33 protein-coding genes are annotated in these 25,000 nt (G+C 62.3%); all 33 read left to right on the top strand.

Features of this window, described 5'->3' with window-relative positions:
- The 33 genes from QZM72_RS22020 to QZM72_RS22180 all read left to right on the top strand — a co-directional run bounded on the left by QZM72_RS22020 (position 1) and on the right by QZM72_RS22180 (position 24,967).
- Positions 1-1,266, top strand: coding sequence for a replication protein (locus QZM72_RS22020; RefSeq protein ID WP_301739185.1), 1,266 nt, complete (start codon positions 1-3; stop codon positions 1,264-1,266).
- Complete coding sequence (locus tag QZM72_RS22025; protein ID WP_301739186.1) at positions 1,263-1,439, top strand: hypothetical protein; 177 nt, start codon at positions 1,263-1,265, stop codon at positions 1,437-1,439. The genes QZM72_RS22020 and QZM72_RS22025 overlap by 4 nt, the downstream gene beginning before the upstream one ends.
- A complete protein-coding gene (locus tag QZM72_RS22030) occupies positions 1,436-2,059 on the top strand; it encodes a DUF1064 domain-containing protein (protein WP_301739187.1) in 624 nt (207 codons plus the stop codon). The genes QZM72_RS22025 and QZM72_RS22030 overlap by 4 nt, the downstream gene beginning before the upstream one ends.
- Entirely contained in the window at positions 2,059-2,643 is a 585-nt protein-coding gene (locus QZM72_RS22035) for an ArsR family transcriptional regulator (protein ID WP_301739188.1), read from the top strand. Before QZM72_RS22030 ends, QZM72_RS22035 begins: the two co-directional genes overlap by 1 nt.
- Complete coding sequence (locus tag QZM72_RS22040) at positions 2,640-3,083, top strand: nuclease domain-containing protein (RefSeq protein WP_301739189.1); 444 nt, start codon at positions 2,640-2,642, stop codon at positions 3,081-3,083. Before QZM72_RS22035 ends, QZM72_RS22040 begins: the two co-directional genes overlap by 4 nt.
- Positions 3,084-3,085: 2 nt before the next feature.
- Positions 3,086-3,418, top strand: a complete 333-nt coding sequence (locus tag QZM72_RS22045) for a hypothetical protein (protein WP_301739225.1) — start codon at positions 3,086-3,088, stop codon at positions 3,416-3,418.
- Positions 3,415-3,903, top strand: coding sequence for a hypothetical protein (locus tag QZM72_RS22050; protein ID WP_301739190.1), 489 nt, complete (start codon positions 3,415-3,417; stop codon positions 3,901-3,903). The genes QZM72_RS22045 and QZM72_RS22050 overlap by 4 nt, the downstream gene beginning before the upstream one ends.
- Entirely contained in the window at positions 3,900-4,139 is a 240-nt protein-coding gene (locus QZM72_RS22055) for a hypothetical protein (RefSeq protein WP_301739191.1), read from the top strand. Before QZM72_RS22050 ends, QZM72_RS22055 begins: the two co-directional genes overlap by 4 nt.
- Positions 4,139-4,399: a hypothetical protein gene (locus QZM72_RS22060; RefSeq protein ID WP_060163188.1), complete on the top strand. Its 261-nt coding sequence runs from the start codon at positions 4,139-4,141 to the stop codon at positions 4,397-4,399. The genes QZM72_RS22055 and QZM72_RS22060 overlap by 1 nt, the downstream gene beginning before the upstream one ends.
- Positions 4,396-4,824 carry a hypothetical protein gene (locus QZM72_RS22065; protein ID WP_301739192.1) on the top strand — a complete coding sequence of 143 codons (429 nt, stop codon included), beginning with the start codon at positions 4,396-4,398 and terminating at the stop codon, positions 4,822-4,824. The genes QZM72_RS22060 and QZM72_RS22065 overlap by 4 nt, the downstream gene beginning before the upstream one ends.
- Positions 4,821-5,204: a phage protein NinX family protein gene (locus QZM72_RS22070; RefSeq protein WP_301739193.1), complete on the top strand. Its 384-nt coding sequence runs from the start codon at positions 4,821-4,823 to the stop codon at positions 5,202-5,204. Before QZM72_RS22065 ends, QZM72_RS22070 begins: the two co-directional genes overlap by 4 nt.
- A gap of 137 nt (positions 5,205-5,341) precedes the next feature.
- Positions 5,342-5,962: a hypothetical protein gene (locus tag QZM72_RS22075; RefSeq protein ID WP_301739194.1), complete on the top strand. Its 621-nt coding sequence runs from the start codon at positions 5,342-5,344 to the stop codon at positions 5,960-5,962.
- Between the two features lie 81 nt (positions 5,963-6,043).
- Entirely contained in the window at positions 6,044-6,649 is a 606-nt protein-coding gene (locus QZM72_RS22080; protein WP_301739195.1) for a hypothetical protein, read from the top strand.
- Positions 6,585-8,768 (top strand): phage terminase large subunit family protein, encoded by a 2,184-nt coding sequence (locus QZM72_RS22085; RefSeq protein ID WP_301739196.1) that lies wholly within the window; start codon positions 6,585-6,587, stop codon positions 8,766-8,768. The genes QZM72_RS22080 and QZM72_RS22085 overlap by 65 nt, the downstream gene beginning before the upstream one ends.
- Positions 8,769-8,778: 10 nt before the next feature.
- Positions 8,779-9,027, top strand: a complete 249-nt coding sequence (gene gpW / locus QZM72_RS22090) for a gpW family head-tail joining protein (RefSeq protein WP_027813335.1) — start codon at positions 8,779-8,781, stop codon at positions 9,025-9,027.
- Positions 9,028-9,038: 11 nt separating this feature from the next.
- Entirely contained in the window at positions 9,039-10,661 is a 1,623-nt protein-coding gene (locus tag QZM72_RS22095) for a phage portal protein (RefSeq protein ID WP_301739197.1), read from the top strand.
- A complete protein-coding gene (locus QZM72_RS22100) occupies positions 10,661-11,551 on the top strand; it encodes a S49 family peptidase (RefSeq protein WP_301739198.1) in 891 nt (296 codons plus the stop codon). The genes QZM72_RS22095 and QZM72_RS22100 overlap by 1 nt, the downstream gene beginning before the upstream one ends.
- 20 nt (positions 11,552-11,571) lie before the next feature.
- Positions 11,572-12,192: a hypothetical protein gene (locus tag QZM72_RS22105; RefSeq protein ID WP_059486286.1), complete on the top strand. Its 621-nt coding sequence runs from the start codon at positions 11,572-11,574 to the stop codon at positions 12,190-12,192.
- Positions 12,193-12,227: 35 nt separating this feature from the next.
- Positions 12,228-12,905, top strand: a complete 678-nt coding sequence (locus QZM72_RS22110; RefSeq protein ID WP_301739199.1) for a head decoration protein — start codon at positions 12,228-12,230, stop codon at positions 12,903-12,905.
- 81 nt (positions 12,906-12,986) lie between these two features.
- Positions 12,987-14,057 carry a major capsid protein gene (locus QZM72_RS22115; protein ID WP_060163168.1) on the top strand — a complete coding sequence of 357 codons (1,071 nt, stop codon included), beginning with the start codon at positions 12,987-12,989 and terminating at the stop codon, positions 14,055-14,057.
- Positions 14,057-14,323, top strand: coding sequence for a hypothetical protein (locus tag QZM72_RS22120; RefSeq protein WP_146125451.1), 267 nt, complete (start codon positions 14,057-14,059; stop codon positions 14,321-14,323). The genes QZM72_RS22115 and QZM72_RS22120 overlap by 1 nt, the downstream gene beginning before the upstream one ends.
- Before the next feature lies 1 nt (position 14,324).
- Positions 14,325-14,648, top strand: a complete 324-nt coding sequence (locus tag QZM72_RS22125) for a hypothetical protein (RefSeq protein ID WP_105825446.1) — start codon at positions 14,325-14,327, stop codon at positions 14,646-14,648.
- The gene (locus tag QZM72_RS22130) at positions 14,645-15,208 is read left to right on the top strand and encodes a hypothetical protein (protein WP_301739200.1); all 564 of its coding nucleotides are present in this window, start codon (positions 14,645-14,647) and stop codon (positions 15,206-15,208) included. Before QZM72_RS22125 ends, QZM72_RS22130 begins: the two co-directional genes overlap by 4 nt.
- Positions 15,209-15,217: 9 nt before the next feature.
- Complete coding sequence (locus QZM72_RS22135; RefSeq protein WP_301739201.1) at positions 15,218-15,418, top strand: DUF2635 domain-containing protein; 201 nt, start codon at positions 15,218-15,220, stop codon at positions 15,416-15,418.
- A complete protein-coding gene (locus tag QZM72_RS22140) occupies positions 15,415-16,899 on the top strand; it encodes a phage tail sheath subtilisin-like domain-containing protein (RefSeq protein ID WP_301739202.1) in 1,485 nt (494 codons plus the stop codon). The genes QZM72_RS22135 and QZM72_RS22140 overlap by 4 nt, the downstream gene beginning before the upstream one ends.
- A gap of 61 nt (positions 16,900-16,960) precedes the next feature.
- Positions 16,961-17,332 carry a phage tail tube protein gene (locus QZM72_RS22145; RefSeq protein WP_301739203.1) on the top strand — a complete coding sequence of 124 codons (372 nt, stop codon included), beginning with the start codon at positions 16,961-16,963 and terminating at the stop codon, positions 17,330-17,332.
- Between the two features lie 8 nt (positions 17,333-17,340).
- Positions 17,341-17,685 (top strand): phage tail assembly protein, encoded by a 345-nt coding sequence (locus QZM72_RS22150; protein WP_301739204.1) that lies wholly within the window; start codon positions 17,341-17,343, stop codon positions 17,683-17,685.
- A gap of 207 nt (positions 17,686-17,892) precedes the next feature.
- Positions 17,893-18,399 carry a hypothetical protein gene (locus QZM72_RS22155; protein ID WP_301739205.1) on the top strand — a complete coding sequence of 169 codons (507 nt, stop codon included), beginning with the start codon at positions 17,893-17,895 and terminating at the stop codon, positions 18,397-18,399.
- Positions 18,400-18,456: 57 nt separating this feature from the next.
- Positions 18,457-19,839, top strand: a complete 1,383-nt coding sequence (locus QZM72_RS22160; protein ID WP_301739206.1) for an ISL3 family transposase — start codon at positions 18,457-18,459, stop codon at positions 19,837-19,839.
- 19 nt (positions 19,840-19,858) lie between these two features.
- Positions 19,859-21,754, top strand: a complete 1,896-nt coding sequence (locus QZM72_RS22165; RefSeq protein ID WP_301739207.1) for a phage tail tip lysozyme — start codon at positions 19,859-19,861, stop codon at positions 21,752-21,754.
- Positions 21,755-21,765: 11 nt separating this feature from the next.
- Entirely contained in the window at positions 21,766-23,196 is a 1,431-nt protein-coding gene (locus tag QZM72_RS22170) for a DNA circularization protein (RefSeq protein WP_301739208.1), read from the top strand.
- Complete coding sequence (locus tag QZM72_RS22175) at positions 23,193-24,347, top strand: phage baseplate assembly protein (RefSeq protein ID WP_301739209.1); 1,155 nt, start codon at positions 23,193-23,195, stop codon at positions 24,345-24,347. The genes QZM72_RS22170 and QZM72_RS22175 overlap by 4 nt, the downstream gene beginning before the upstream one ends.
- Positions 24,348-24,352: 5 nt before the next feature.
- A complete protein-coding gene (locus QZM72_RS22180) occupies positions 24,353-24,967 on the top strand; it encodes a phage baseplate assembly protein V (RefSeq protein ID WP_301739210.1) in 615 nt (204 codons plus the stop codon).
- Positions 24,968-25,000: the final 33 nt, after the last annotated feature.

Consider the following 25,000-nt stretch of genomic DNA (forward strand, 5'->3'; position numbering starts at 1 on the left):
ATGGCGCTGGCCGAAGTAATCCAGCTGTCTGAACGCCCCCGGCCGTCCCAATCCGAAGAAAGGTACACCCGCGTGTCTCACGGCATCCTCGAAGCGCTCGCGCTGGCCGATCTGGGCAAGCGGCACTACAAAGTGCTGCTCGTCCTGATGCGTCAGACGTACGGCTACGACAAGGCCAGCGACGAAATCAGCTTGACGCAGTTCCACACCAAGACGGGAGTGCTGCCGCCGAACGTCTCCGGTGCGATCGACGAGCTGGTCGACATGCGGGTTGTCCTGAAGATGGCGGGCCGATATGCGGCCAGCTTGGCGATCAACAAGGACGTCTCCCAGTGGCAGGGGAAGGCGAAGGTCGATCTGACGAAGGTTGGGGGTTATCGAAACGATAACAGTGGGGTTATCGAAACGAACACCGGGGGTTATCAAAACGATAAGGAAGGGGTTATCGATTCAATAACCACAAGAGACAACTCCAAGAGAAAAGACCAAGAGACAACTCCAAGAGAAACCCTTTCGCGCTCGCTGCGCGATCGCTTCGATATTTTTTGGGTGGCCTACCCGAAGAAGCGATCGAAGGACAAGGCGGAAAAGGCGTTTGCCAAGCGCAACCCGGACGAGCAGCTCTTCAACGACCTGATGGCAGGTCTGGAGCGGGCCAAGACTTCGGAGCAATGGCAAAACCCGCAATTCATCCCGCATGCCGCCACATGGCTGAACGCGGGCGGTTGGATGGACGAATTCCAGACCGCGTACAGCGATGTCGAACTTGCCGTGATCCGCGCCTTCAATGAGGCGCTCGGGGAGCGAGTCGGCACCGTGGACGCTGCGGTATTCGTCGAGGCCCGCGCCGGTGCTATCCGGGCATTCCTGACGCACCTGAAAGGCGACTTGGAGGCGGCGGCGCGCTACTTCCCGGCTGTTCGGGACAAGGTCGATCTCCCGCCGCACGCGGGATTCGACTACCTGGTCAGCCCGAAGGGGTTCGGTGACACGACGGGGCGCATGCGGATCGCCAAGGCGGCGGGCGCTGCGCCGGGCGCCCGCGGTGCCTGGTATGAAACGCCGCAGGGCATCGAGGCACGTGGTGCGGAGCTCGGCGTCGTTCGTGGCAACGAGGAAAACGCAGTTTCGTATCGCCGTCGCGTTTTCAAGGCGGCGGGGCCCGGCGTATGGCGCGATCAGGATCTCGCTGCCGAATCGAAGTACGGCGGCGAGGTGTACGAGCGCCTCTGGCGTTTCTACAACGACGAGCCGAGCCAGAAATGATGCCGAAGGAATGTCTCGATCGGTTCATGGCTGCCGTGCGCGACGCGCGCGCGGGCCGAAATGGTAAAGCTCGCGCACTGATTGCCTCGGTGCGCGAGCGTCACGGGGTAGCGGCTGCTGAGATTGCGCGCCGTGAGCTGCGGAACTACGTGGACAGCGGGAAGAAGGCATGACGAAGCGAACAACTTGGCCGATGCGGATCGACGCTGACGCGCAAACCGTCGGGACGGCGCGGGTGCGGGACAGCTGGGCCGTGGGCCGCGGCTCGGCGTCGCGGCAGCTGATGCAGCAGACCGGCGTACAGCCGCCGTCGGAATTCGACGACATCGCGGACGGCATCGGCGCGCCTGCGATCGCCACGAGCATCGCCCGCTCGGCGGACGTCGCGTCCCAGATCGGCGCGCCGGCGCCGCTGTCGAAGGCGATCGCCTGCCTGACGAAGCCGGCCGCGGCGCCGAAGTATCGCAACCGGAAGTGCGAGCACGAGGGCATCCGGTTCGACAGCGAGAAAGAGCGTGCGCGGTATTTCGAGCTCGTACGAATGCAGGCCGTCGGCCTGATCCGGGAATTGCGGCTGCAGGTGCCGTACCTGCTGACCGAGCGCCTGCAGCGGGACAACGGCACGTGGGAGCGCGCATCGAAATACGTGGCGGATTTCGTCTACGTCGACGGCGCGACGGGGAAGCAGGTGGTCGAGGACGTGAAGTCGCCGATCACCCGGAAGAACGCAACGTACATCCAGAAGCGGAAAACCATGCTTTCGGTGCATGGCATCACGATCAAGGAGGTTTGATGGAAGGCAAGCGTGCGTGGCGGAAATGGAGCGAGCAAGAAGAAGCAGATCTTCGGCGCGTTTGGGTGGCCGACGGCCCGATGAAACTGTATCTGGACCTGTTCAATGGGCGCCGCGTCGAAACTGTTCTGACTCACGGCTTGCAGATCGGCTTGGGCGCTCGGCCGAACAAGAACGCTCGGGTCGCTGATCCGAATGCGTCCGCGATTCTGCGCGTACTGACGCAGTGCCCGATGGAATCGCTCGAGCTGTCGGCGAAAACCGGTATCTCGCGGCGTACCGTCATGAAGCATTTGAAGGCGCTCCATGCGGCCGGCAAGGTCTACATCGTGCGATGGGAGCGATTCGGCGCCAGCGGATACCCGGCGCGTGTCTATGCGGTCGGCAAGCGCAAGGATGCGCCGCGGCCGGCGGCGCGCACGCCGGGGCAGAAGTTCCGCGATCGCATGACGCGCCTGAAGGATAACGAGCCGGCCGAATACGCGCGCGTGATGGCGCGGCGGCGCGCGAATAAGGCGAAGCGTAACAGCGCCGCACGACGCGACGTTGCGGCGCAGGCGCTGTTTGGGACGGCATCGGCATGAAGCGTTCCGGTTTCGGCCCGCGCAAGACGCCGATGGCACGCGGTTCGTGGTCCCGTAAAAGCTCACCGCTGCCCGAACAGGCGCCGCGAAAGAAGGCGATGACGCGTCGCGCGAAGCGGCCGACCGTCGCCGAAGGCTCGAAGTACTTGGCGGCGTGCCGCGGTGAGCCGTGTTACCTGCGCGTTCCCGGAGTATGTCGGCGCAATCCAATGGACGACACAGTCGTGCCGTGCCATTCGAACCAAGGGCGGCATGGGAAGGCAGCAAATCTGAAAGCTAAAAACGAATTCACTGTTCCCGGCTGCGGCGCCTGTCATGCCTGGATCGACCAGAACCGCGTAGGGACGCCAAGGCAAGTCAAGTTCGATGTGTGGGATCGGGCGTTTGAAATGTGGGAGCCGGTGCGCGCCCGAAAAATGGGAGAGGCAAATTGCCAGTGAGATTGTGGGTTGAGATTCCGGACGGCGTATATGCCGCTCCGAGACGCCGCGGTGCCGGCGGAACGGTCTTCGTTGAGCAAACACGTGAGATCGACGCGACTGTATTTCGAATCGCCCGCATCGCGACCGTCAAGCGCCAGCTGATCACCGCCGTCGAGGTTGATGCATTCATTCCGGAAATGCACCGCGGACGCATTCCGAAGGGCGATCCACGATGGGTGTCGCCTGGCGTATTCCGTACGAGGGCATACGTCTATCGGAACCAGAAGTCGCGCGAGCTCGAGCAATTTCTTGCGAGCGGAGATCTCGTGCGGAATGTGGAGGATCAGGGATGACGCCTGCGAAATATCAAGCCGCACTGAGCGGGCTGTCTGCGATCGCGAAGAAGGTCCTCGAGATGGTCCCGATTCAGGAGGCTTGGTCGCGCTCCGAAATTGCCGGCCATCTCTTGCGGGTAACGAAGAGCTCACCGGACGCCGCAGTAATCGACGGGTGTCTCGGCCGGCTGAAGGATTCAGGACTGGTTCGCGAGCCGAGCCGCGGTCGCTATCAACGTGTCGAGGTCAGAGAGAGGGAGGTATTGAAAGTGCCGGTCCAGAAACCCGAAGAGGCGGTCAACGCGCCCGTCGAGCAATCGATTCTTCCGATCGAGATCCTGTCGAAGCTGGCCGAGCGCGCACGGTCGGTCGCAACCGAACTCGTAGTGCTCGCATCCGACATCGAGACGGCCGCGCTCACGATCGAGCAGGGCAACGCCGAAAACGCGGCCAGCCTCGAAAAGCTGCGGCAATTCCAATCCATCCTCAAGAGCCTGGCATGAGCGAAATCGCATGCATCGAATTGTCGTCGGTGCCGGCGCCGCTGGTGGCTGGCGCACTTCGCCGCGTCGACAGCAAATCGGGCGATCACGTCATCGCGTTCAACGGCTGCCCGGTGATAGGTCGTGAGGTTGACGGCGACGAAATCGAATTTTCGTTTCCGCGCGCGATTGAGATCCGTGAATCGCTCATCGACTGGATGCTGTACTGGGGCATCCCTTTCCGGGTGATGCCGTGATGGCGGCGGCACAACATCCCAAGGGCGGTCCGGTGGCGCGACTCGCCGGCCTCTGGGCCAACGAGCCGGCTTTCCTCGAATGGATGCAGTCGATCGGGCAGCCGGCCAACACGCCGGCCGACGCGGCCGAATTCATCCGGGCGCGCTGCTGTGTCGAGAGTCGTGCGTTTCTGGATCACGACCGCGCCGCGAAATCCCGATTCGATCAGTACATCCGTGGGCCGTATTCCAAGCACCGAGCCGCAGCGGGTCTGCGGTGAAAATCAAATTCGACGACAGGATGACCATGACGCCCGATCAGAGCCAACAAATCGAAGAACTCTTGCTGACCTGGTATCGGTGGCAGATACGGCAATCGGACGCTGAGCGCCGTGCGCACTGGTACCGCGCAGACGATCGGACATGCCGCGAGTACGAAACGCCAATGAACGAGGTCGAGATCGACGAACGTGCCGAAGGCTGGGTCGATGACCAGATCGCCGAGCAGGTTCAGCTTTGCGTTGACCTGTTACCGGTTGTGCAGCGCGCGGCGATTTCCGTCAGCATGCGTAATAAGGAATGCGGCTACAGCGTCTGGAGCAACGGGCGAGCCGGTGATCAGCACGCGAGCTACCAGGCGGGGAAGGCAGCATTGCTTCCAATGTTCATCGCGAAGGATCTGATCAAGGTCGGGGAGGTGGCGTGAAAGTCGCCGAACTTTCCGACATGGCGCTCGACTACTGGGTTTGTCGCGCGCTGCTTGCTCAGTTTGAGGGGCAGCAACTGACGCTCGAAGTGATGGAGCAAATAAAACACCTGATCGGTGCGCTGCCGTTTCGCCCGTCGACAGATTGGGCGCAGGGCGGCGCTATCATCGGGCGCGAGAACATTGGATTTGCGCAGATGGCTTTCCGCGGGTCGCCCGGCGGCTGGACCGCCTACGTCAATGCGCGAGGTACCGTGATAGGTCTTGATGGCGACTTCAATGCGGACGGACCGACACAACTGATCGCCGCCATGCGTGCCTATGTCACTTCGAAGTTCGGTGACGAGGTGGGCGACGTGTCGCTGCCTGAAACCGACTGATCCCGACTGGATCCGACGAAATTATTCTTGCAGCGCGTAAATTTTCTGCGTATATTTCAGTCCCGGGAAGATGCGTCTTCCAAAAGCCCGCAAGCCGAAAGGTTCGCGGGCTTTTTCATTTCCGAATCCGGTCCGCGATGCTCACACTCTCCGTGAAGGCTGATGTCCGCGCGCTCGCGAAGAGGCTCGACGCACTCGCGCGCAAGCAACTGCCGTTCGCGACAGCTCAGGCGATCAACGCGACGGCCGAGCAGGTGCGTGCCGCAGAGATCGAGACATGGAAGAAGGTGCTCGACAAGCCGACGCCCTTCACGCTGAATGCCATCGCGATCAAGCGGGCCACGAAGTCGAACCCGGTCGCGCTCGTATATGTGAAGCCGATCGCGGTGAAATACCTGCTGCCCTACGAGGTAGGCGGTAAGAACAAGCTGAACAGCCGGGCGCTGATCAAGCCGGTCGCGCAGAAGGTCAACCAGTATGGGAACCTGCCGCGCTCGTCGTTGGCTCGACTCAAGGGAAAGCCGAACGTCTTCATCGGCAAGGTGCAGACGAAAGGCGGCGTTGTCGATGGCGTGTGGCATCGCACGAAGAAGACGCGCGGCAAAGCTGCCGGCCTGAAGCTGCTGATGAAGTTCGAGGACGCGCACGACGTGCGCCAGCACCTCGATTACCGCGGCGTCGGCAAGCGAGTCGTCGCCGCGGTGTTCCGGCGGGAACTGGACGCAGCGATGACGAAGGCGCTCGCGTCGGCGCGGTGAGGCCAACGGGTCCCCTCCGGAGGGGGGAGGGTCACGGGCAATTGCGCGCCGCGATATTTCACCAGCCACAGGTTCTGAAAAGTGTCCGCACCCCACGTTACGCAGCGCGAGTTCGCGAAGCTCGCCGGCTGCGATGAGAAGCAGGTTCGTCGCGCTATCGCGTCCGGCAAACTCAAGCCAGACGCGGACGGCAGGCTAGATCCTGCTCTCGTTTCGTCTGGCTGGCGCAGGCCGATCAGATCGAGCAAGACGGTTGCGGACAGTGCGGACACTTCGAAAGTGTCCGCAAAAACTGTCCGCACGGAAAGTGTCCGCGCCCCGGTTGTCGACGAGAACGACTCTCCGACCGAGGCCGCCGCCAAACTCGTGATGGCGATGGGCGCCACGAACAATCTGGCCGAAGCTATTCGGATCAAGGAAAACTTCAACGCCCTGCTCAAGCAGCTCGAATACGAACAGAAGTCAGGATCGCTCGTCGACCTGTCCGTTGCGCGGACGGTGCTCTTCGATTGTGCGCGCGCCGCGCGGGATTCCTGGATGAACTGGCCGATGCGTGTCGGCCCGAAAATTGCCGCCGATCTTGGGCTGGAGGCTGACCGAGTGACCGAGGTTTTGATTGAGCATGTCCACAGACAAATCGCTGACCTCGGCGAACCGGATGCTCACTTCGACGGATCGCAAAGCTGAAGGACTTGCGCGCGACTATCGCCGCGGTTGGACGCCGCCGCCGCGCATCAGCATTCCCGAATGGGCGGACCGCTACCGCAAGCTTGCGAAGGAGGCCGGTAGTACGTCGGGGAACTGGCGTACCTCAACGGTGGAAGCTGCGCGCGGCCCGATGTTGGCCGTTACGGAGCCGGGCATCCATGTGATCACTGTAATGGTGAGCACGCAGATGCTGAAGACGGCGTTGCTGGAAAACATTTTCGGATACTTCGCCCATCTGGATGCGTGCCCGATCCTGCTGATCCAGCCCAAGGACGAGGCAGCCGAGCAGTTCTCGAAGGAACGAATTGCCCCGCTGATTCGCAGCACACCGGTGTTGCGCGAGATCATGGGCGCGAGCAAATCGCGGAACAGCGATGACACGCTTGGCTACAAGGCATTCCCGGGTGGGTTTCTCGCGCTGGTGAGCGCGGGCAGTCCGGATAACCTTGCGCGCCGGCCGATCCGCGTCATTCTGGCGGATGAGATCGACAAATACCCGCCGTTGAAAGAGGGCGATTCGATCTTCATTGCTGAAGAGCGAACTGCGTCCTTCGGGGTGAACTGGCTGTCTGTGCGCGCCTGCTCGCCGACGTATTCCGGCGAGAGCCGGATTGAGAAGAGTTACAACGACTCCGATCAGCGTCGTGCCTCGGTGGCCTGCCCGCACTGCGGGCACCGACAGTTTCTCGATTTCTTCAAGCATGTCCATTGGGACAAGGAGAAGGATGCGCAGGGCAATACGCTGTCGCACAGAACGAAGACGGCACGAATCGTCTGCGAAGGTTGCGGAGCGGCATGGTCAGAGGGCGAGCGTCTTCGTGCGCTCGATACGGTGCGCTGGCACCAGACGCGCCCGTTCGAGTGTTGCGGCCGTCGCCATGCTCCGCTGACAGATTACGACATCGCCTGGCAGGACCGAGATGAGGGGGCGATCGAAAGGGTTTGGCGTTGGTCTGAAAGCGATCGGCATGCGGTCTATTACGCTCACTGCCCTATGTGTGGGGCGCGCGGCGTCGAGGGCGAACACGCTGGATTTCAGGCCTCGAAGCTGTATAGCCCATGGAGCAAGGACAAGCCCTCTGACATCGCAGGAAAGTGGGTTGCCGCGCAGGGTGACGAAGAGCAGTTGCAGGCCTGGTGGAACACGCAAATGGGCCTCCCGTATCGTCGACACGTCGGTAAAGGAACGACGCCGGACGCATTGCTGGCACGTTGTGAGATGTGGCCATCTGAAGTTCCGAACGGCGTTGCGGCAATCACGGTCGGCGTCGACATTCAGCCAGACCGCGGCGAGTTAGAGACGGTCGGCTGGGGGCGCAACGAAGAGTCATGGTCTATCGACCATCACGTCATCGAAGGCGATCCGGAAACCCCGGTGTTCTGGGAACAGGTGGATGCATACCTGAAGCGTACCTGGTACCGGTCCGACGGTATGCCTTTCGAGGTGATGGCAGCTTGTATCGACTCCGGCGGCCACAACACACAAAAGGTGTACGAGTTCGCGAAGGCGCGCCTCGGTCGCAGAATCTGGGCGATCAAGGGTGCGTCGGAGCGATCTGGCGCGCGCTCGCCGGTATGGCCCACGAAGCGCCCGAGTAGCCGGAACAAGCAGAGCTTCAGGCCCGTGATCATCGGGACGAACGCTGCGAAGGACGTAATTTACGCGCGGCTTCGCTACGAAGAGCCTGGGCCCGGATATATGCATTTTCCGGCCGACAGAGACATTGGCTACTTCGCGCAGCTCACTGCCGAGGTGTCTACGCTGAAAACTTCCGGCGGCCATCGCTATCGGGTGTGGGAACTGCCGAACGGGAAGCGTAACGAGGCGCTCGATTGTCGTGTCTACGCGTACGCCGCTTTGTGCGGTCTTTCGCATTTCGGGTTGCAGTTGAACCGGCGTGCAGACGAAGTCGGCGCAGCATTCACGGCGAAGCCCTATGTCGAACCGAAGTCTGTGCCTGGAGCGGAAGGTGTTGCGCAGGGCCAGGCGGTCGAGCAGTCGGCGCCGCCAGCCGTAGTGGTGGCGCGCGGGCCGATGGTGAAGAAGGTAGGCGCATCGAGCGGCAGTGGCAAATCGCGCGCGAGCCGCCTCGCATAACGGAGTGGTGATGGGTGCATACGATGGACGCAGCAGGGCCGACCTGCAGGCGCAGCTTACCGCGCTGCTGAAGGCCTACGACCAGCTGGCCGCAGGTCAAATGGTTGCGAGCGCCAACTACTCGCAGAGCGACGGCTCGCGTTCGGTCACGTTCCGTCAAACGGATCTCGGTACGCTCGACGGGCTGATCTCGAAACTTCAAGAGCAACTCGGCATCGTGCGCCGAGCACGCAGGCAAATTCGATTCGTGTATCGCTAATGGACAATCCCGTGCAAATTCTCGGCGTGGACGGCAAGCCGTTGCCCCCGCGTCAGGGGCGTGCGTCGATGCTGTCCGGAGCGAGCCAGACCCCCTACGACGCTGCGAACCTGTACGGTGCGCACGTCGAGGACTGGAATCCGTACCTGTGGTCTCCCGATGGGGAGATCAACATGTACCACGACCGGATCACTGCCCGCGCGCGTGATCTGGTCCGAAACGATGGATGGGCGACGGCCGCAGTGATGCGGACGCTCGACAACGTCATCGGCCCGGATTTCCGGCCGATTTCGAAGCCGGACCACGTTGCGCTGCGTGCGCTGACCGGAAACAAGGCATTCGATCACGTTTGGGCCGATGAATTCGGTCAGCAGGTTGAGGCGAACTATCGTGCGTGGGCGCACGATCCCGGCTTCTATTGCGACGTCGAACGGATGCTGCCGCTGCCCGGGCTGTTTCAAGTCGCATTCCGGCACAAGATTGTCGACGGTGACGGACTGGGCCAGCTTCACTACCTGCCGCAGCGAGTTGATGTCGGCCGTGCGCGCTATGCGACCGCATTACAGGTGCTCGATCCCGATCGCCTGTCGAATCCGCAGCTGCAGTTCGACCAACAGGCGTTGCGCGGCGGCGTCGAGGTCGACGAGTTCGGCGCACCGACCTGGTATCACATTCGTGAGGCGCACCAGGGCGACTGGTTCAGCGCAGCGAAGTCGGTGCGCTGGAAGCGCATTCCCCGCGAGACGGACTGGGGCCGCCAGATCATCATCCATTCGTACGAGCATGATCGAGCATCGCAGCACCGTGGCATTGGCTTTCTGACGCCCGTGCTGCAGCGCTTCAAGATGCTCATCAAGTACGACGAGACAGAGCTCGACGCGGCGATCATCAACGCGTTTTTCGCGGCATACATTCAGAGCCCGTTCGATGGAGATCTGGTCGAGGAAGCGCTCCAGAGCCCTGACCGCCTCAACAAGTATCAGGAGGAACGCGCTGCGTTTCACGCGGAGCGCAAAACCCGGCTCGGCAACGTCGGGATGACGCATCTATTCCCGGGCGAGACGATCGGCTCGGTGATGGCGAATCGGCCGAGCGCGAACTACGCGGCGTTCAACAGCGCGTTCCTGCGCAGTTTCTCGGCATCGACCGGGCTGGCCGCGCAGCAGATCAGCCAGAACTGGGCCGAGGTCAATTACAGCGCATACCGATCAGCGATGCTGGAGGCATGGAAGACGTTTCACCGGCGCCGTCTCGGCTTCGCCGCGACGTATACGCAGCCGATCTACACGGGCTGGCTCGAGGAATCGATGGAGGTCGACGATTACCCGATGCCGCTCGGCGACGTGCCCGACTTCATCGAAGCGCGCGCCGCATATTCGCGGGCGAAATGGCTCGGTCCGGGGCGTGGTCTGGTCGACATCGTCAAGGAGCGGCAAGGCGCGTCGATGGGCGTCGCGGGCGGCTTTTCGTCGCTCGAGGACGAGTGCGCCGAGACGGGCGGCACCGATTGGCGCGAAGTCGCGCAGCGGCGAGCCGTCGAAGAGTCCTATTACCGCAATCTCGGCCTGCGGCCGCCGGCCACCCTCGTCGGCGACAGCGTCAAGGAAGCGAGCGCAATTCCGGAGGAAGTCTGATGAAATTCGCGCACATGGCGCAGCGGCTGTTCAACGTGCCGCTCGCGATCCGCCGCGAAAAGGCCGAGGTGATCATGGCCGCGCTGATGGATCGGCTTGGCGTATCGCAGATCGCGCGCCTCGAAGGCGGCCGGCTGAAGCCGATGGCCTACGGCGACTGGGACGACGATTACGACAGCTTCTCCCGAGAGGGGCGCGTGCCGGATCCCGGCTACGACATGATCGCCGATACCGGCGTGGCGCTGATCGCGGTACAGGGCACGCTTGTGCAGAAGCTCGGCACATTGCGGCCGTGGTCCGGGATGACGGGTTACGACGGTCTGCGCGAGGCGATCTTGCGCGCGCACTCCGACCCGAAGGTCAAGGCGATCGTGCTTGACGTGGATTCGCCCGGCGGCGAGGTGGCCGGATGTTTTGACCTTGTCGACATGATCTATGCGCAGCGCGGCAACAAGCCGATGTGGTCGATCCTAACCGAGTCGGCGTATTCGGCCGGTTATGCGATTGCCAGTGCGGCTGACCGCGTGATCGTGCCGCGGACCGGCGGCGTCGGGTCGGTTGGCGTGATCGTGATGCACGTCGACTGGTCGAAGGCGCTGACGAATGCCGGGATGGCTGTGACGTTCATCACCTACGGCGAGCGCAAGGCGGATTTCCACCCGGAGATCCCGCTCTCGAAAGAGGCCTACCAGGCAGCGCAGACCGACATCAATACGATGGGCGAGCTGTTCGTCGCGACGGTCGCGCGTAATCGCGGCCTGTCGGCGGACGTCGTCCGCGAGACGGAGGCCGCCTGCTACATGGGCGATGCCGGCGTGAGCATCGGATTGGCCGATGCCGTGATGGCGCCCGATGAGGCGCTTCTCGCCCTGCTCGCAGAGCTTGGCTGACAACCATTGAAAGGAAAGACATGAAATCGAAAATCTTGGCTCCGTTCGCCAGCTTTCTGAGCAATGCTCCGCGTGCGGCCGGCGCTCGAATCGAAGACGGCGGCGGTGAAGACGACGAGCGCAAGCAGCGCGAGGGCGAGTCCGACGAGGACTACGCGAAGCGCATGGAAGAGCTCGACGAGAAGGAACGCGCCGAGGAAGAGGAGCGCAACAAGCAGGAAGACGCTCGCCGCGCCGAGGAAGAACGCAAGAAGGAAGAGGACGCGAAGCGCGCCGCGGCAGAAGGCGACGACGACTCCGAGGACGACGACGGTGACGGCGACGACGCAACGGCAAGTGCAGCGCGTCAGCGCGAGCGCGTGCGCTGTGCCCGCATCATGGCGCACGGCATCAAGCTCGGTCGGGCGCGCCAAGCTGGCGTCTTCGCATTCGACACGAAGATGTCCTCGCGCGCAGCGATCGCGGCGCTCAACGCCGGCGTCGAAGATGCGCCTGCGCAGCCGCGGCGCGCATCCAGCCTGTCGAGCCGCATGGCGTCGACCGTCATTCCGGCGGCGGGTGCGGGCGGCGCGACGCCGAAAGCCCCGAACCTGGCCGAGCAGATCGTCCAGGCGGGAAAGATCCGTCGCGGCGAAGCTTGATCGGCCGTTCAATCTGACACGAGTAAGGAGAAGTCATGACGCTTCCCGTCAACACGATCGGCGATAACCCGCAGCAGCCGGGTATCCAGGCCGAAACCTACATTCCCGATCAGCTGATCGCGGGCGCGCTGCAAATCGTCTCGCAGCCGATCATCCTGGCTTCCGGCACGCTGCCGCGCGGCTCGGTGCTTGGCATGGTGAGTTCGCTGAACGCGATCGCCGAGCCGGGCGCCTCGAACACCGGCAATGGCACGATCGGCAGCGTCAGCGCAAACGGCGCGCTGGCCGGTGCCTACGTGCTCACGGCCACCGCAGCAACGACGTTCTCGGTGACCGACCCGGAGGGCAATGCGCTGCCGCCGGCTACCGTCGGGACCGCGTATTCGCAATCCGGTATCGGCTTCACGCTGACGGCTGGTGCGACGGCCTTCGTGGCTGGCGACACGTTCACGGTCGAAATCGAGGATGCGGTCGGTACCTACAAGCTGTCGGTGAAGACGGCGTCGGACGGCAGCCAGGTCCCGTCGGCCATTCTGGCAGACTACGCCGACGCGAGCGCCGGGCCCGTGACGGCCGGCGCGTACGTCGCCGCCGAAGTCAATGCGCGTGCGCTGAATTTCGATCCGTCGTGGGACATCGCCTCGCTGCGTGCAGCGCTGCGGCAATACACGATTTTCGTCAAGTCCTCGATCTCCGCTGCCGACCCGACTTAAACCCGACTCCGCTTCGAGAAACCCCGCTTCGGCGGGGTTTTTTGTTTTCAGCGGGCCAATTCGTATCAAGGAGATTGAGGGATGACCACGCCCCAAGGATCGTTGGTGTACGACACCAACACGCTGATTCAGGTGGTTCCGAACCTGAAGCTGGCGCAGCAGTTCCTGCTCGACAAATTCTTCCCGAACGTCGTCATGGCGGACTCGGAGAAGGTTTCGATCGACGTCGACGTCGGTCTGCGCCGGATGGCGCCGTTCGTTTCGCCGCTGGTCGAAGGCAAGCTCGTCGAGCAACGCCGTTACCAGACGAACGAGTTCAAGCCGGCTTACATCAAGGACAAGCGCGCGCCGGATCTGCGCAAGCCCGTGCGTCGGATGATCGGCGAGCGCATCGGCGGCGACCTGAAAGGCATCCAGCGCGAGATGGCGAACCTCGAAGCCGAAATGACGGATCAAGTCGACGTGCTCAATCGTCGTCTCGAATGGATGGCCGCGAATGCCTTGCGCAAAGCGATCGTCCGTATCGAAGGCGAAGGCTTCGAGACCGTCGACATCGATTTTGGCCGGGATCCGTCGTTGACGGTCGCGCTCACCGGCGCCCAGAAATGGACCGAGGCGAACGTGGCGGCCGGGACGGCGACGCCGTGCGACAACATCGAGGCCTGGCAGCATCAGATCCTGAAGAAGTCCGGCGCCAAGGTGACGGACATCGTCTTCACCACGTCGGCGTGGACCGGCTTCAGCGCAGATCCGAAGCTCAAGGGCGCGATCCTCTATCCGGCTCTGGCGCAAAGCGGGAACGTGATCAATCCCGGCGCACAGATCGAGCAGGGCGCGGTTTACAAGGGCAAGTGGGGCCAGTATGACCTGTGGGTCTATAACGACTGGTTCATCGACGAGAACGGCGTCGAGCGTCCGATGATCCCCGACGGCGAGATCGCGATGAGCGGCCCGAATCTGATGGGCACGCGCGCGTTCGGTCAGATCATGGATCCGGCCTTCAACTACGAAGCGCTGCCGTATGCGCCGAAGACCTGGGTCAAGGAAGACCCGGCGCAACGCTTCCTGATGATGCAATCGTCGCCGATCGTGATCCCGAGCCGGGTGAACGCAAGCTTCGGCGCGAGCGTCTGCGATCCGGTGCTCGAGTAATGTCGACGCCGAATGGGCCCGAGGCCGGCGGGAAACCGCCCCGCACCGTAACCGCTGTCGTGGCTCGCGGCCATACGGTGATGAATGGCGACGGCAAGCCCGTCGCAGCTGGCGGCGAGGTCGTGCTGCCTGCGTCTGAGGCCGCTCGACTGCGAAAAACCGGATTCCTAGTTGATCCGAAAGAGCCGGAAGTGCCGCGCAACGATGGCGACACGGTCGGCCCGCGCGTCGTGACGAAATCGACCGTCCAGATCAAGCGAGGCTGACGTGTACGACTTCGACCAGCTGAATGCCTCGATCAACGGCGTGTTCGGCGAGTCGGTCTCGTACCAGCCGGCCGCCGGCGGCGCGCCCTTTTCCGTCACCGGAGTCGTCGTCGATTCGTTCCGAACGCCTTACTACAAGGACGACGGCTCGGTCGGGTACACGACCACGGCGCCGGCGATCGGCGTGCGGCTCGCTGATTTCCCCGCGAAACCTGTGAAGAACGATGTGCTGACGCGCCTGAAGACGGGTGACCGTTTCATGGTGCTCGACGTCCACAGCGACGGCATCGGCTGGCTGAACCTGATCCTCAAGGTTGCGAAATGACCACGAAAACCGATTTGCTCGCGGCCGCGATGCAGGGGTTGATCGGGCAGACGGACGCCGGCGCGCGAGTGTACGGCGCGCGCGACGCGTCGACGTGGGACGACGAGTATCCGGTGCTGTTCGTATCGATGCCGCTCGACGAGGACGGCGAGTCGTTTGGGCGCAACGGCGCACCGGCCTTCACGGTGTCCTGCAGCCTGATCGTCGAGGCACGCGCGAGCGCGCTAGCGGTACCGGACGACGGCGGCGCGCTTGACCTGCTCGGCCAGCTCGAGGCGCTGCGTGACCAGGTGAAGCGCGCGGTCATCAACTACGGCCCGCTGATGAGCCAGATCCAGCAATACGCGTTCTTCAAGGTCCGAGGCAAGCCGGGCCCCGGTGACGCGGGTGAGCACGTCGGTGGTGTCGAGATCGAGATCGGCCTCGAGTTCGTGCAGGACGCGAGCGACTTCCGGCAATCCAACCCACCGTCTCTCGAGGCTATCGGCGGTTCGATCGTGATGCCCGAGGGCACCGTGCAGCCGACGTTTTCGATTCCGTTTCCACCATCCATTTCGTAGGAGCGCCGAATGCGCGTGAAACCTGCCCCGGGTCTGAAAGTGCGTGACCCGCATACGAAAAAGCTTCTGCCGGACGACGGCATCGACGTGCCGGACGACAGCCCTGTCTGGAACAGGATCCTCAACGACGGCGATGTCGTGCGCGACGAGCAGCCGGCGACGGCCAAGCTGACCAGCGCCCGCGCTGCAACCGAAGGTGAAAATGCATGAGCACGATTCCGTTCCGGGTCATCCCGCAAAACTACCGTCTGCCGGGCGCGCTGTTCGAGCTGGACAATTCGCAGGCGAACACCGGCGCAACGACGCAGCGCGCACTGATCATCGGCCAGATTACGGCGGCCGGCACCGCGACGCCGAACGTGCCCGTCATCTGCGGCGGTAAAGGCGACGCACAAGCAAAGGGCGGTGTGAATTCGATGCTGGCGAACATGGTCGCCAAGTATCGACTCAACGATACGTTCGGCGAATTGTGGGTCTTGCCGATCGCTGACGCTGCGGGTGCAACGGCTGCCGCTGGCGCCATGACTTTCACCGCGGCGCCCTCGGCAAACGGCACGCTGTCGCTGTACATCGCGGGTGAATTGGTCACGGTGCCGGTGACGGCCGGGCAGGTTGTCGCTGACGTGGCGACGGCAGTGGCTGCCGCTATCAATGCCGTCTCCACGCTCCCGGTCACTGCATCGAGTGCGGCCGGCGTCGTAACCCTCACTGCCGTCCACAAGGGCCTGAGCGGAAACGAGATCGATATTCGCTTCAACTACCGCGGTACCGCGAGCGGCGAAGTGCTGCCAGCCGGACTCGCGTACTCGATTACGGCGATGACGGGCGGCGCGACGAATCCGTCGCTCGCGACCGCGCTCGGCAATCTCGGGACGGAATCGTTCGATTTCATCGTCAATCCGTACAACGATGCCGCCTCGCTCGACGCTGTCAAGGCGCTGCTCAACGACCAGAACGGCCGTTGGAGCTATCTTGAGCAGCTCTACGGCCATTCGTTCGGCGGTCTCGCGGCCACGTACTCGCAAGCGACGACGCTCGGCAATACGCGGAACAATCAGCACGAAACCATCCTGCCGGCCGACAGCAGCCCGACTCCGTCGTGGGTGTGGGCTTCGGCGCTTGCCGGGCAGGCGGCGGTGAGCATTCGCGCCGATCCGGGTGTGCCGCTGCAATCGCTGCCGCTCAACGGCGTGTTGCCGCCGGCGGTCGAGAAACGCTGGCAACCGTCGATGCGCAACACGCTGCTGTTCGACGGCATGTCGACGTTCACCGTGGCGAACGACGGCACCGTGATGACCGAGAACATCATCACGACCTACCAGACGAACGCGCAGGGCGTCGACGACGACAGCTATCTCGAAGTCGAAACGATGTACCAGCTGGTGCTGGAAATCCGCACGCTCCTGGCGATGCTTTCGTCGAAATACGCGCGCTGCAAGCTCGCCGACGACGGCTCGCGGCCGGCGGCGGGGTCGAACCTGGTTACGCCGAGCACGATCGCGTCAGACATCATTGCGCTCTATAACGAGCGCGTCGACGCGGGCTACGTGCAGGGTAAAGCGGCGTTCGCGGCAGCACTCGTGGTGCAAAAGAACACGGTCAACCCGAATCGCGTGGACATCCTCTGGCCAGGCGTGCCGGTCAACCAGATGCGTACGTTCGCGACGCTCATTCAGTTCCGCCTGCAGTAACGCTGCTCGACGGTCGGAGATCGCCACCTTCGGGTGGCTTTTTCATTTTTAGGAGAAGCACATGTCGGGTAGTCAACTGCTCGCCGGGATCACCAACGCCAAGATCGACGGCGTTACCTACCAGCTCGAGGGCAAGGCGCGCTACAGCGTTGCCAAGGTGAAGCGAGACTCGCTCCTCGGCCAGGATGGCTGGCACGGCTTCAAGGAAATGCCGCGCGCGGGATCCATCAAGATGTCGCTCCGAGATGCGGGCGGCTTGTCGATCGCCGACTTCAACGCGATGCGCAATTCCACCGTGGTGCTGGAGCTGGCGAACGGCAAGATCGTCACCGGTCGCAACATGGGCACGGTCGAGGCCGAGGAAGTCGACACTGAAGAAGCGACCTTCGAAGTGTCGTTCGAAGGCCCGGAAGTTACCGAACAAACCGCCTGAGGCCAGTGATGGAAGAGAACGAAAAGAAGCCCCGGAAAATCCAGCCGGCGACGATCACGATCGAGCTTTCCGAGCCGATCACGCTGTCCGGGAAGGACAGCGACACGGTCCATACGGAACTGGATCTGCGTGAGCCGAATCTCCGCCAGATCAAAGCGTTCGTGAAGATGGTCCCCACGAAAGGTGCGCTCGAAGCGTTTCAGGTGCTGATCAGCGAGCAATCCGGTATTCCCGTCCTGGGAATCGACAAGATCTCGGCGCGCGATTACTACAAGGCGCAGGAATATCTGTCGTTCTTCCTGTCCCCGCCCGACGAGGACGACCCCGAGGGAAACGAGGGTGGCTCCCAGTAGATTGGGAGCACCGGGTCAAGGTAGTTGAGCGCTCGTGGGGCTGGCAGCCTAGCGAAACGAAAGAGCTGACGTGGAGCGAGGTGTGTGAATACGCCTACCACGATGCGCTGATACAGAAGAAAAAGGGGGTAATCGGAATAACGTGTTGAAACCATGATGTTGAAGTATACTTATGGAACGGAATTTCGTGTGGAAAAGGAGAGCGAGATGAGCAACGAACTCAAGATGGTGACTGCTTGCTGCGGGCGTTCTGAGTGCGGGGGTGAGTGCGGCAACGAATGGTTGGGCATGCACCGGGTGGCAACGCGCGGCGTACACGCGCTGCGCGACGTGATTAGCAACCTTCGTGAAACGGGCTGGTACCGAGACGAAGAAGGCGAGGAGACGGAAGCGCTCGACGAACTTTGCCTCTCGCTGGAGTGCAATGAGGAGCCGGTATCCGATGGAGAAGAGGCAGCGGCACTTCGCGCCTTTGACAAGACCAAGCATGACGGCCACTCGTACGACCTTGAGAGCTATTGCGCTGGCTACATTGACCGGCGCTACGATGCAGTAACGGTCTCCTTGGCCAATGAAATTGCGGATGAACTTGATGCGATAGCCGACCGAATCACCCGGTTCAGTAACAGCACGGGAGACGGTACTTGTACGCGCGCAGCCCAATTGCTGCGCATGCTCGTCGCAGGCCGGCGAGCTGCCGAATCTGCGTCGTAGCCGGTGATTACATGGCCCACCTGACCGCCCCGGCGTTTTCCACACTAAAATCCGGGGATGAAAGACATTCTCGATATGGAAGGTTGGTCGCTGACCGACAAAAGGACCGAGGGGCTGGTAGAGACCTTCTCGGCGGAATACGTTCACGAGCCCATCGCCTGCTCCAAGTGCGGTGGCATCAAGCTGTACCGGCACGGCACCAAGAAGACGACGTACGCGGACGCGCCGCTGCGTGGCTTTGCAGCCAAGCTGGAGGCGACGGTGCGCCGCTACCGGTGCCGGGACTGCGGCGAGACGTTCCTGCAACCTCTGGGTGGCGTTCTGGACGAACGCCGCATGACGGTGCGCTGCGCGGAGTTCATTGCCAAGCAGGCACTGAAGCACACCTTCGTCCATGTCGCCCGCGAGGTCGGCATCGACGAGAAGACAGTGCGGGCGGTCGCTGCCGAGCGGATGGCGGAGCTTCAGTCCAGCCGCACAATCCGGCTTCCCAGGGTGCTGGGCGTGGACGAGACCATGATTCACAAGGTGCAACGACTTGTGCTCACGGACATCGAGGCGCGCCGGCTGCTGGACATGTATCCGAGGCGGGACGATGGTGCCTTGGAGGTATGGCTGGGGCAGTTTCGCGACCTGAGCGCCGTAAAGGTCGTGACGATGGACATGTGGCGTCCGTACCAGCGGACCGTCAGCAAGCTTATGCCGCAAGCCGCCATCGTGGTCGACAAGTTCCATGTCGTCCGCTACGCCAACTTCGCGCTGGAGACCGTACGCATCCGGCTCGGCAAGGCAAAGCAGACCGAAGTGCGTCGATTCTGGGTGCGCTCCAAGGTCCAGTTGAACAAACGGGCGCGCAATCTGACCGAGAAGCAGCGGTTCAATCTGAGCATGTGGCTCGACAACGAGCCCGAGCTGGCCGAAGCCTACCGCCTCAAAGAGGCCCTGTACGACCTGTACGACTTGCCCAAGGAGCAGGCGGAAGCAGCCTTCGACGCCTTCATAGCGAACGTTCCGCCGACATTGAAGAAGGATTTTGGGGAGCTGACGCGCCTCATGAAGAACTGGCGCGCCGAAATACTGGCCTACTTCGACCACCCGTACACGAACGCCTACACCGAAGCGGTCAACGGTCTGATGAAGCATATCGCACGAGCCGGGCGCGGCTACAGCTACGAGGTGCTGCGCGCTCGAATTCTGGCGACGGCCGGCGCTCCAGAGCGGAAGCCGCTCTTCTTCGAGTTCCTGCTGAAGGACGACGGGAACCCATGCGCGAACTGCGGGCTTCCGTGCCGCGCCGAGGACATGCACCTCGTCACATTGCCGCCAGTGACTCGCGGACAGCGTGCGAAGCGCGCCTTGGTCTGCGACGTTTGCGAGTCGCGTTTCAACACGGAGAAGCTTATTGCTCATCGCAAGGCTTCCACACGGAAAACCGGATAGCCGAAAAAGGAATGAGGCAATGTCCGAAGAATTCGTCATCCGGATCCGGGCAGACGATGCTGCTACGGCCACGGTAAAGAAGATTCAGGCTGCGCTCGGAAAGGTGACGGCGCCGGTCGACAAGGCGCAAAAGCGCTTCGCGAATATCGGTGCTGTCGGCACGCGCAGTTTCGAGAAGTTGACGAAAGGTCTTGAGTCGGCTTCCCGAGCCGCCCATACGCTTGTCGACAAGGTTGTCGAACTGGTGCCGGGGCTTGCCGCGCTCGGCGCGGCCGGGACAGTGGCCGGGATCGTTGGCCTGACGAACCGCTTCGGCAATTTCGGTTTCGCGCTCAACAAATCGTCGAAGTTGCTCGGCATGAATGCTCAGGACCTCGCCGCTTGGCATGTAGCGGCGAAGCGTGCCGGCGTATCCGCCAGTGAATTCGATTCCGCGATTTCGTCGTCACAGATGGCGATTCGCGACGCGGCGAATGGTGCAAATCCGGCCGCTCTCGTGCTGATGCAGAAGATGGGTGTCCAGATCCAGCGCAACAAGGACGGCACCGTCGACTACTACACCACCCAGCAGAAGCTGATGAAGGCGATCGCCGGCCAGCGTAGCGCCGTCACGCAGCGCGCAGCGGCCGACGCCGTCGGCATGGGCGGTTTGCTGCCGATGCTGCAGCAGGGAACGTACAACGAGGACAAAGCCCGAGCAATTCGCAAGGGCCTGGTCCCGACTCCGGATGAAATAGCTCGGGCCACGCAATTTAAGGAGGAAGTCAACGATCTAGAGGACTCGGTGTCGGGCCTGGGGAATTCCATCGGAGCCAGCCTGATTCCGGTTCTCGAACCGGTCGTGAAGCACTTTTCTGCGTGGCTCGACGCCCATCGCGCGGAAATTGCCGACAAGCTTGCCGCTGCGGTTCAGCGCTTCGTCGACTGGATTTCGAAAGTCGATTGGGACGGCGTTTCGAAAAGCGTCAAGAAAATGTGGGACGGCATGGGTGGCATCAAGGGAGCAATGATCGCGATCACGGCACTGTCCTTTGCCGGCCCCATTGCAAGTGTCGCGAGCCTCATTTCGAGCCTTGTGACTCTCACAACGGTGACTGTTCCCGCCGCTGCGGGCGCGCTTGCTGGACTCGCGAGCGCGCCGGTAATGGCCGCGATTCTCGCGTTGCTGCATTCGAAGAACCTCAATGAGGGGGAGGATGCGGAGGTCGCGAAGCATCAGGCAAAAGCCGGCGAGGGATGGGATGGAGATCCGGTCGGTAAACAGCATCGGGCTGTCGCTGAAGCCGCCACGAAAGATCCAAAGACGGCCGCCGCAATGGCGTCACTTCAGGCGATGGGGTGGTCAAAAGCGCAGGCGGCCGGAATGGTCGCCAATCTCTGGATTGAGAGCAATCTCAACCCCGGCGTTGTTGGCGATAACGGTGCTGCTTATGGGATTGGGCAATGGCATTCGGATCGCCAAGCAGATTTCAAGGCGTGGGCGGGACATGACATACGCGGCTCGACCATGGAAGAACAGCTTCGCTTTATGAATCACGAATTGCGAAACGGCAAGTACTGGTCGGCGGGGCAGCGGCTTCATGGAGCGATGAACGCTCAGGATGCGGGGCGTCTGGTTTCCAGGTTCTACGAGCGTCCGAAGAACGTAGAACTGGAAATGGACAAGCGGGGATCGCTCGCGAATGCGCTCGCTGGAGTCATGCCTCCAGAAGTGGCAGCCCCCGATGCAAATGGGACGAATGGTGAGGGGGCGACCGCGGATGCGCATGACGCCCGCGTCAGGGGCATGCAGCAGCAGTCGATGAATATCACCCTGGATATGAAGAATGTTCCCCAAGGTATGCGGGCCGAGGCGAAGACGGCCGACGGGAACTATTTACCAACGCGCGTCGAGTACCGTCTCGACGGAATCTGAGGGGAATCACAGTGGCATCGACAACAACCGACGTCCTGAGCGTTGTCGGAAGTATCGGTGGGCTGGCGTCGGCTGCTGACAACCTCGGTTCACTGCTGACCGGTGACTGGTCTTCGAACCTGAAGCCGGCCAGCTTCGGGGGGGTGCCGTTCGGGGTTTTCGAGATTCGCACTTCAGCCGGCCAGAACAGGTCTGTCCATACTTACCCATTTCGCGACGATGGGTGGGCCGAGCCGCTCGGCAAGAAGCCGCGCGCGTTCGAAGTGATCGGCTTCCTGTTGGATAACGATCTCAAGACGGGCGCCGGTTCGGTGATTGAGCAGCGGGATAACCTGCTGGCTGTATGCGAAGGCCCGGGCACGGCGACGCTCGTGCATCCGACGTTCGGCACGATCGATAGCATCGCTTGCCTCGGCGTTGAAACTGTCGAGCGCGTCGATCTTGGGCCGGTGTTCGAAATTCGCCTGACCCTGATCAAGTCCGGGCCTCGGAAATTCCCGACGACGCAGGTTTCGACGGCCGACGACAGTGCGGATCAAGCGGCCGATTTGAAATCGAAATCGCTGCTCGACTATGCGAATGACATCGCCGCAGACATCCGGAACGGTGCGGCCGTCGTGCAGAAGGCAGTTTCGACGGTGGTTTCCTGGTACCAGCTGGGCGTCACGGCCGTGAACGACGTTAAGCGCGTGATTGGCGCAGTGTCGACCCTATCTGGCAATTTTGGCCGGCTGTTCGGCGGCGGCAATTCCGGCTATTCGGCGAGTAATGCAAAGGCGTCGGTCAGTACCACTGCAGCCGATCTGCTTGCAGCGTCGGCAGCGGGGCGCGCCGCTGTAACGTCCGCCGGTGCGGCGATGCTGGCGGCCGCGGCGAACCCATCAGACAGCGTTACGCTCGGCTCGGCCGTCGATGCGTTCGTCGCCGCGGTCGCCGCATCGGCGAACGATCCTGCAGACGCCGTACGGCTGGTGAGCGGGCTCGTGCAGTATTCGCCACAAGATGTCGTCGTGCCGGGCCAGATCGGCGCATCGATGCGTGTCGTACAGGTCGCGACGGCAGCTTTACTGCGCCGGTACGCATTGGCGCAGCTCGCGACGACGCTTTCTGGTTATCAACCGTCCTCGCAGCAGGATGCAGTGACCGTTCTGTCCGACGCGCTCGATTTGTACGACGCTGAGATTGACGTGGCGGGCGATGCCGGTGACGACGATACGTTTGTCGCGCTGCGAAAGCTGCGGCGAGCTGTCTATGCTGACCTGACGGCGCGTGGTGCCGACCTCGCGCCACTCGCAACGTTTTCGTTTAACACGACGTTGCCGTCGCTGGTGCTCGCGCGCCGCATCTACAACGACTCGAAGCGCGAGCCGCAGCTGCTGCAGCAAGTCGATCCGGTCCACCCCGCTTTTTGTCCGATTTCGTTTCAAGCGCTTGCGAAATGAACGATGACGTCACTCTGAAGGTTGCAACCTGCACGTTCAACCCATCGGCGAAGCTCGGTCAAGAGACCTTCACGACGTCGAATGCTCGTTCGATTACTGGGTGGACGGACGTCAGCGTCTCGCGCGGTATCGAGCGCTGTCCGTCAAGTTTCGATGTGAGCTATACGGAACCGTATCCGGGCGTTGGCGACATCCTGGCGCAGCCAGGAGATTGGGTGCAAGTCGTGCTCGGCGACGACCTGGTTCTGACCGGGTTCGTCGATCGCTACATGCCGTCGTACAGCGGCAATCAGCACACGGTGAGGATCACCGGCCGGAGTAAGTGTCAGGATCTGGTCGACTGCGCAGCATTCATCGACGGCGGCCAGATGCTCAACATGACGGTCGACAAGATCGCCGCTGCGTTGTGCGCACCGTACGGGATAGCGTCGAGCGTGGCAGCTGGTACCGACGTCGGCGCGCCCATCGAGCAGGTCAATGTGATGGTGGGCGAAACGTCGTATGCAGTGCTTGAGTTGCTGTGCCGATTCCGGGGCCTGCTGCTGTACGACATGCCCGATGGCAGCCTGCTATTTGCGTCGGGCGGCCCGACAGCGAACAACAGCAATACGTCGATCGGCATGCGCGTCGCGTCGAGCGGCTTTACGGAAGGAATCAATGTCGCATCGGCGGCTCTGATGATGGCGATGGACGGCCGGTTCTCGCAATATGACGCCGCCTATCAGGGCCTCGATACGCTGCGCGACATCGGCGACGGCGGCAATATCATTGCTCACGTCTACGATGCGACGGTGCCGCGGTTTCGGTACCGCGCGATCATTTCGGAGAACGTGACCGGCGGCAAGGATATTGCCCTTCAGCGTGCGAACTGGGAGATGGCCTATCGGCTCGGCCGTTCGTACCAGGTACGACTCGTAACAGATTCCTGGCGTGACTCGGCTGGCTCGTTGTATGAGCCGAATGTGCTCGTTGACATCGACCTCCCGTCGTTGAAGCTGCCGAAGAAGCGGTGGTTGATCTCCGACGTGACCTACAAGAAGGGCGAGCAAGGGACGTCCGCCGAGCTCACTATCATGCCGCCGCAAGCGTTCTATCAAGAGCCGATCATTCTCAATCCAGTCGCCCCAGATTTCAGGCAGGTTGCGCAATGAGAGACATGCTGAATCGCGTCCGCAGCCTGTTCGGTCGCGGTCGGATCACATTCGTGGACGACTCGGGCCCGGTGCAGATCGTGCAACTGCGAATGAACGGCCTTGAAGTTCCGGCAGGGCGGTACCGCGTGCCGGAATTCGGTTTTTCGTCGAACCCGCCAATCGGTTCGGATGGGCTCGCCCTGCATGTCGCCGGCGACAGGTCGGCCGGCGCGGTGGTTGGTACGAACCACCAACAATCGCGGCCGCGCGGGCTCGCGCCAGGCGAATCGATCCTCTACAGCCAGGACGGCAAGAGCGTCTATCTGAAGGACGGAAGCATCGTCGTAGAGGCGAAAGGGCAGGATGTCATCGTGAACGATGCAGCCAACGTCACCTGGAACTGCAGCGGCGATTTCACGATCGTGGCTGGCGGGAAATTCAGCGTGGTCGCGCCCGGCGGATCCGAGTTCGATACGCCGATGCTTTGGTCGACCGGCGACGTGCAGGACAACACCGGCACGAACAGCGAGACGATGAAGGGCATGCGCGAGCTGTACGACGCACACACGCACAACGTGGAAGAAGTTCAGGGCGGCGACGCGACGATTACCTCGCAGCGGCCGAATCAGCAAATGTAGCGCAGCCGCGCATCGAGACAATCAACCCGCTCC

Origin of the sequence: Burkholderia sp. AU45388 (assembly GCF_030481585.1) — a bacterium.
Lineage (GTDB): Bacteria > Pseudomonadota > Gammaproteobacteria > Burkholderiales > Burkholderiaceae > Burkholderia > Burkholderia sola.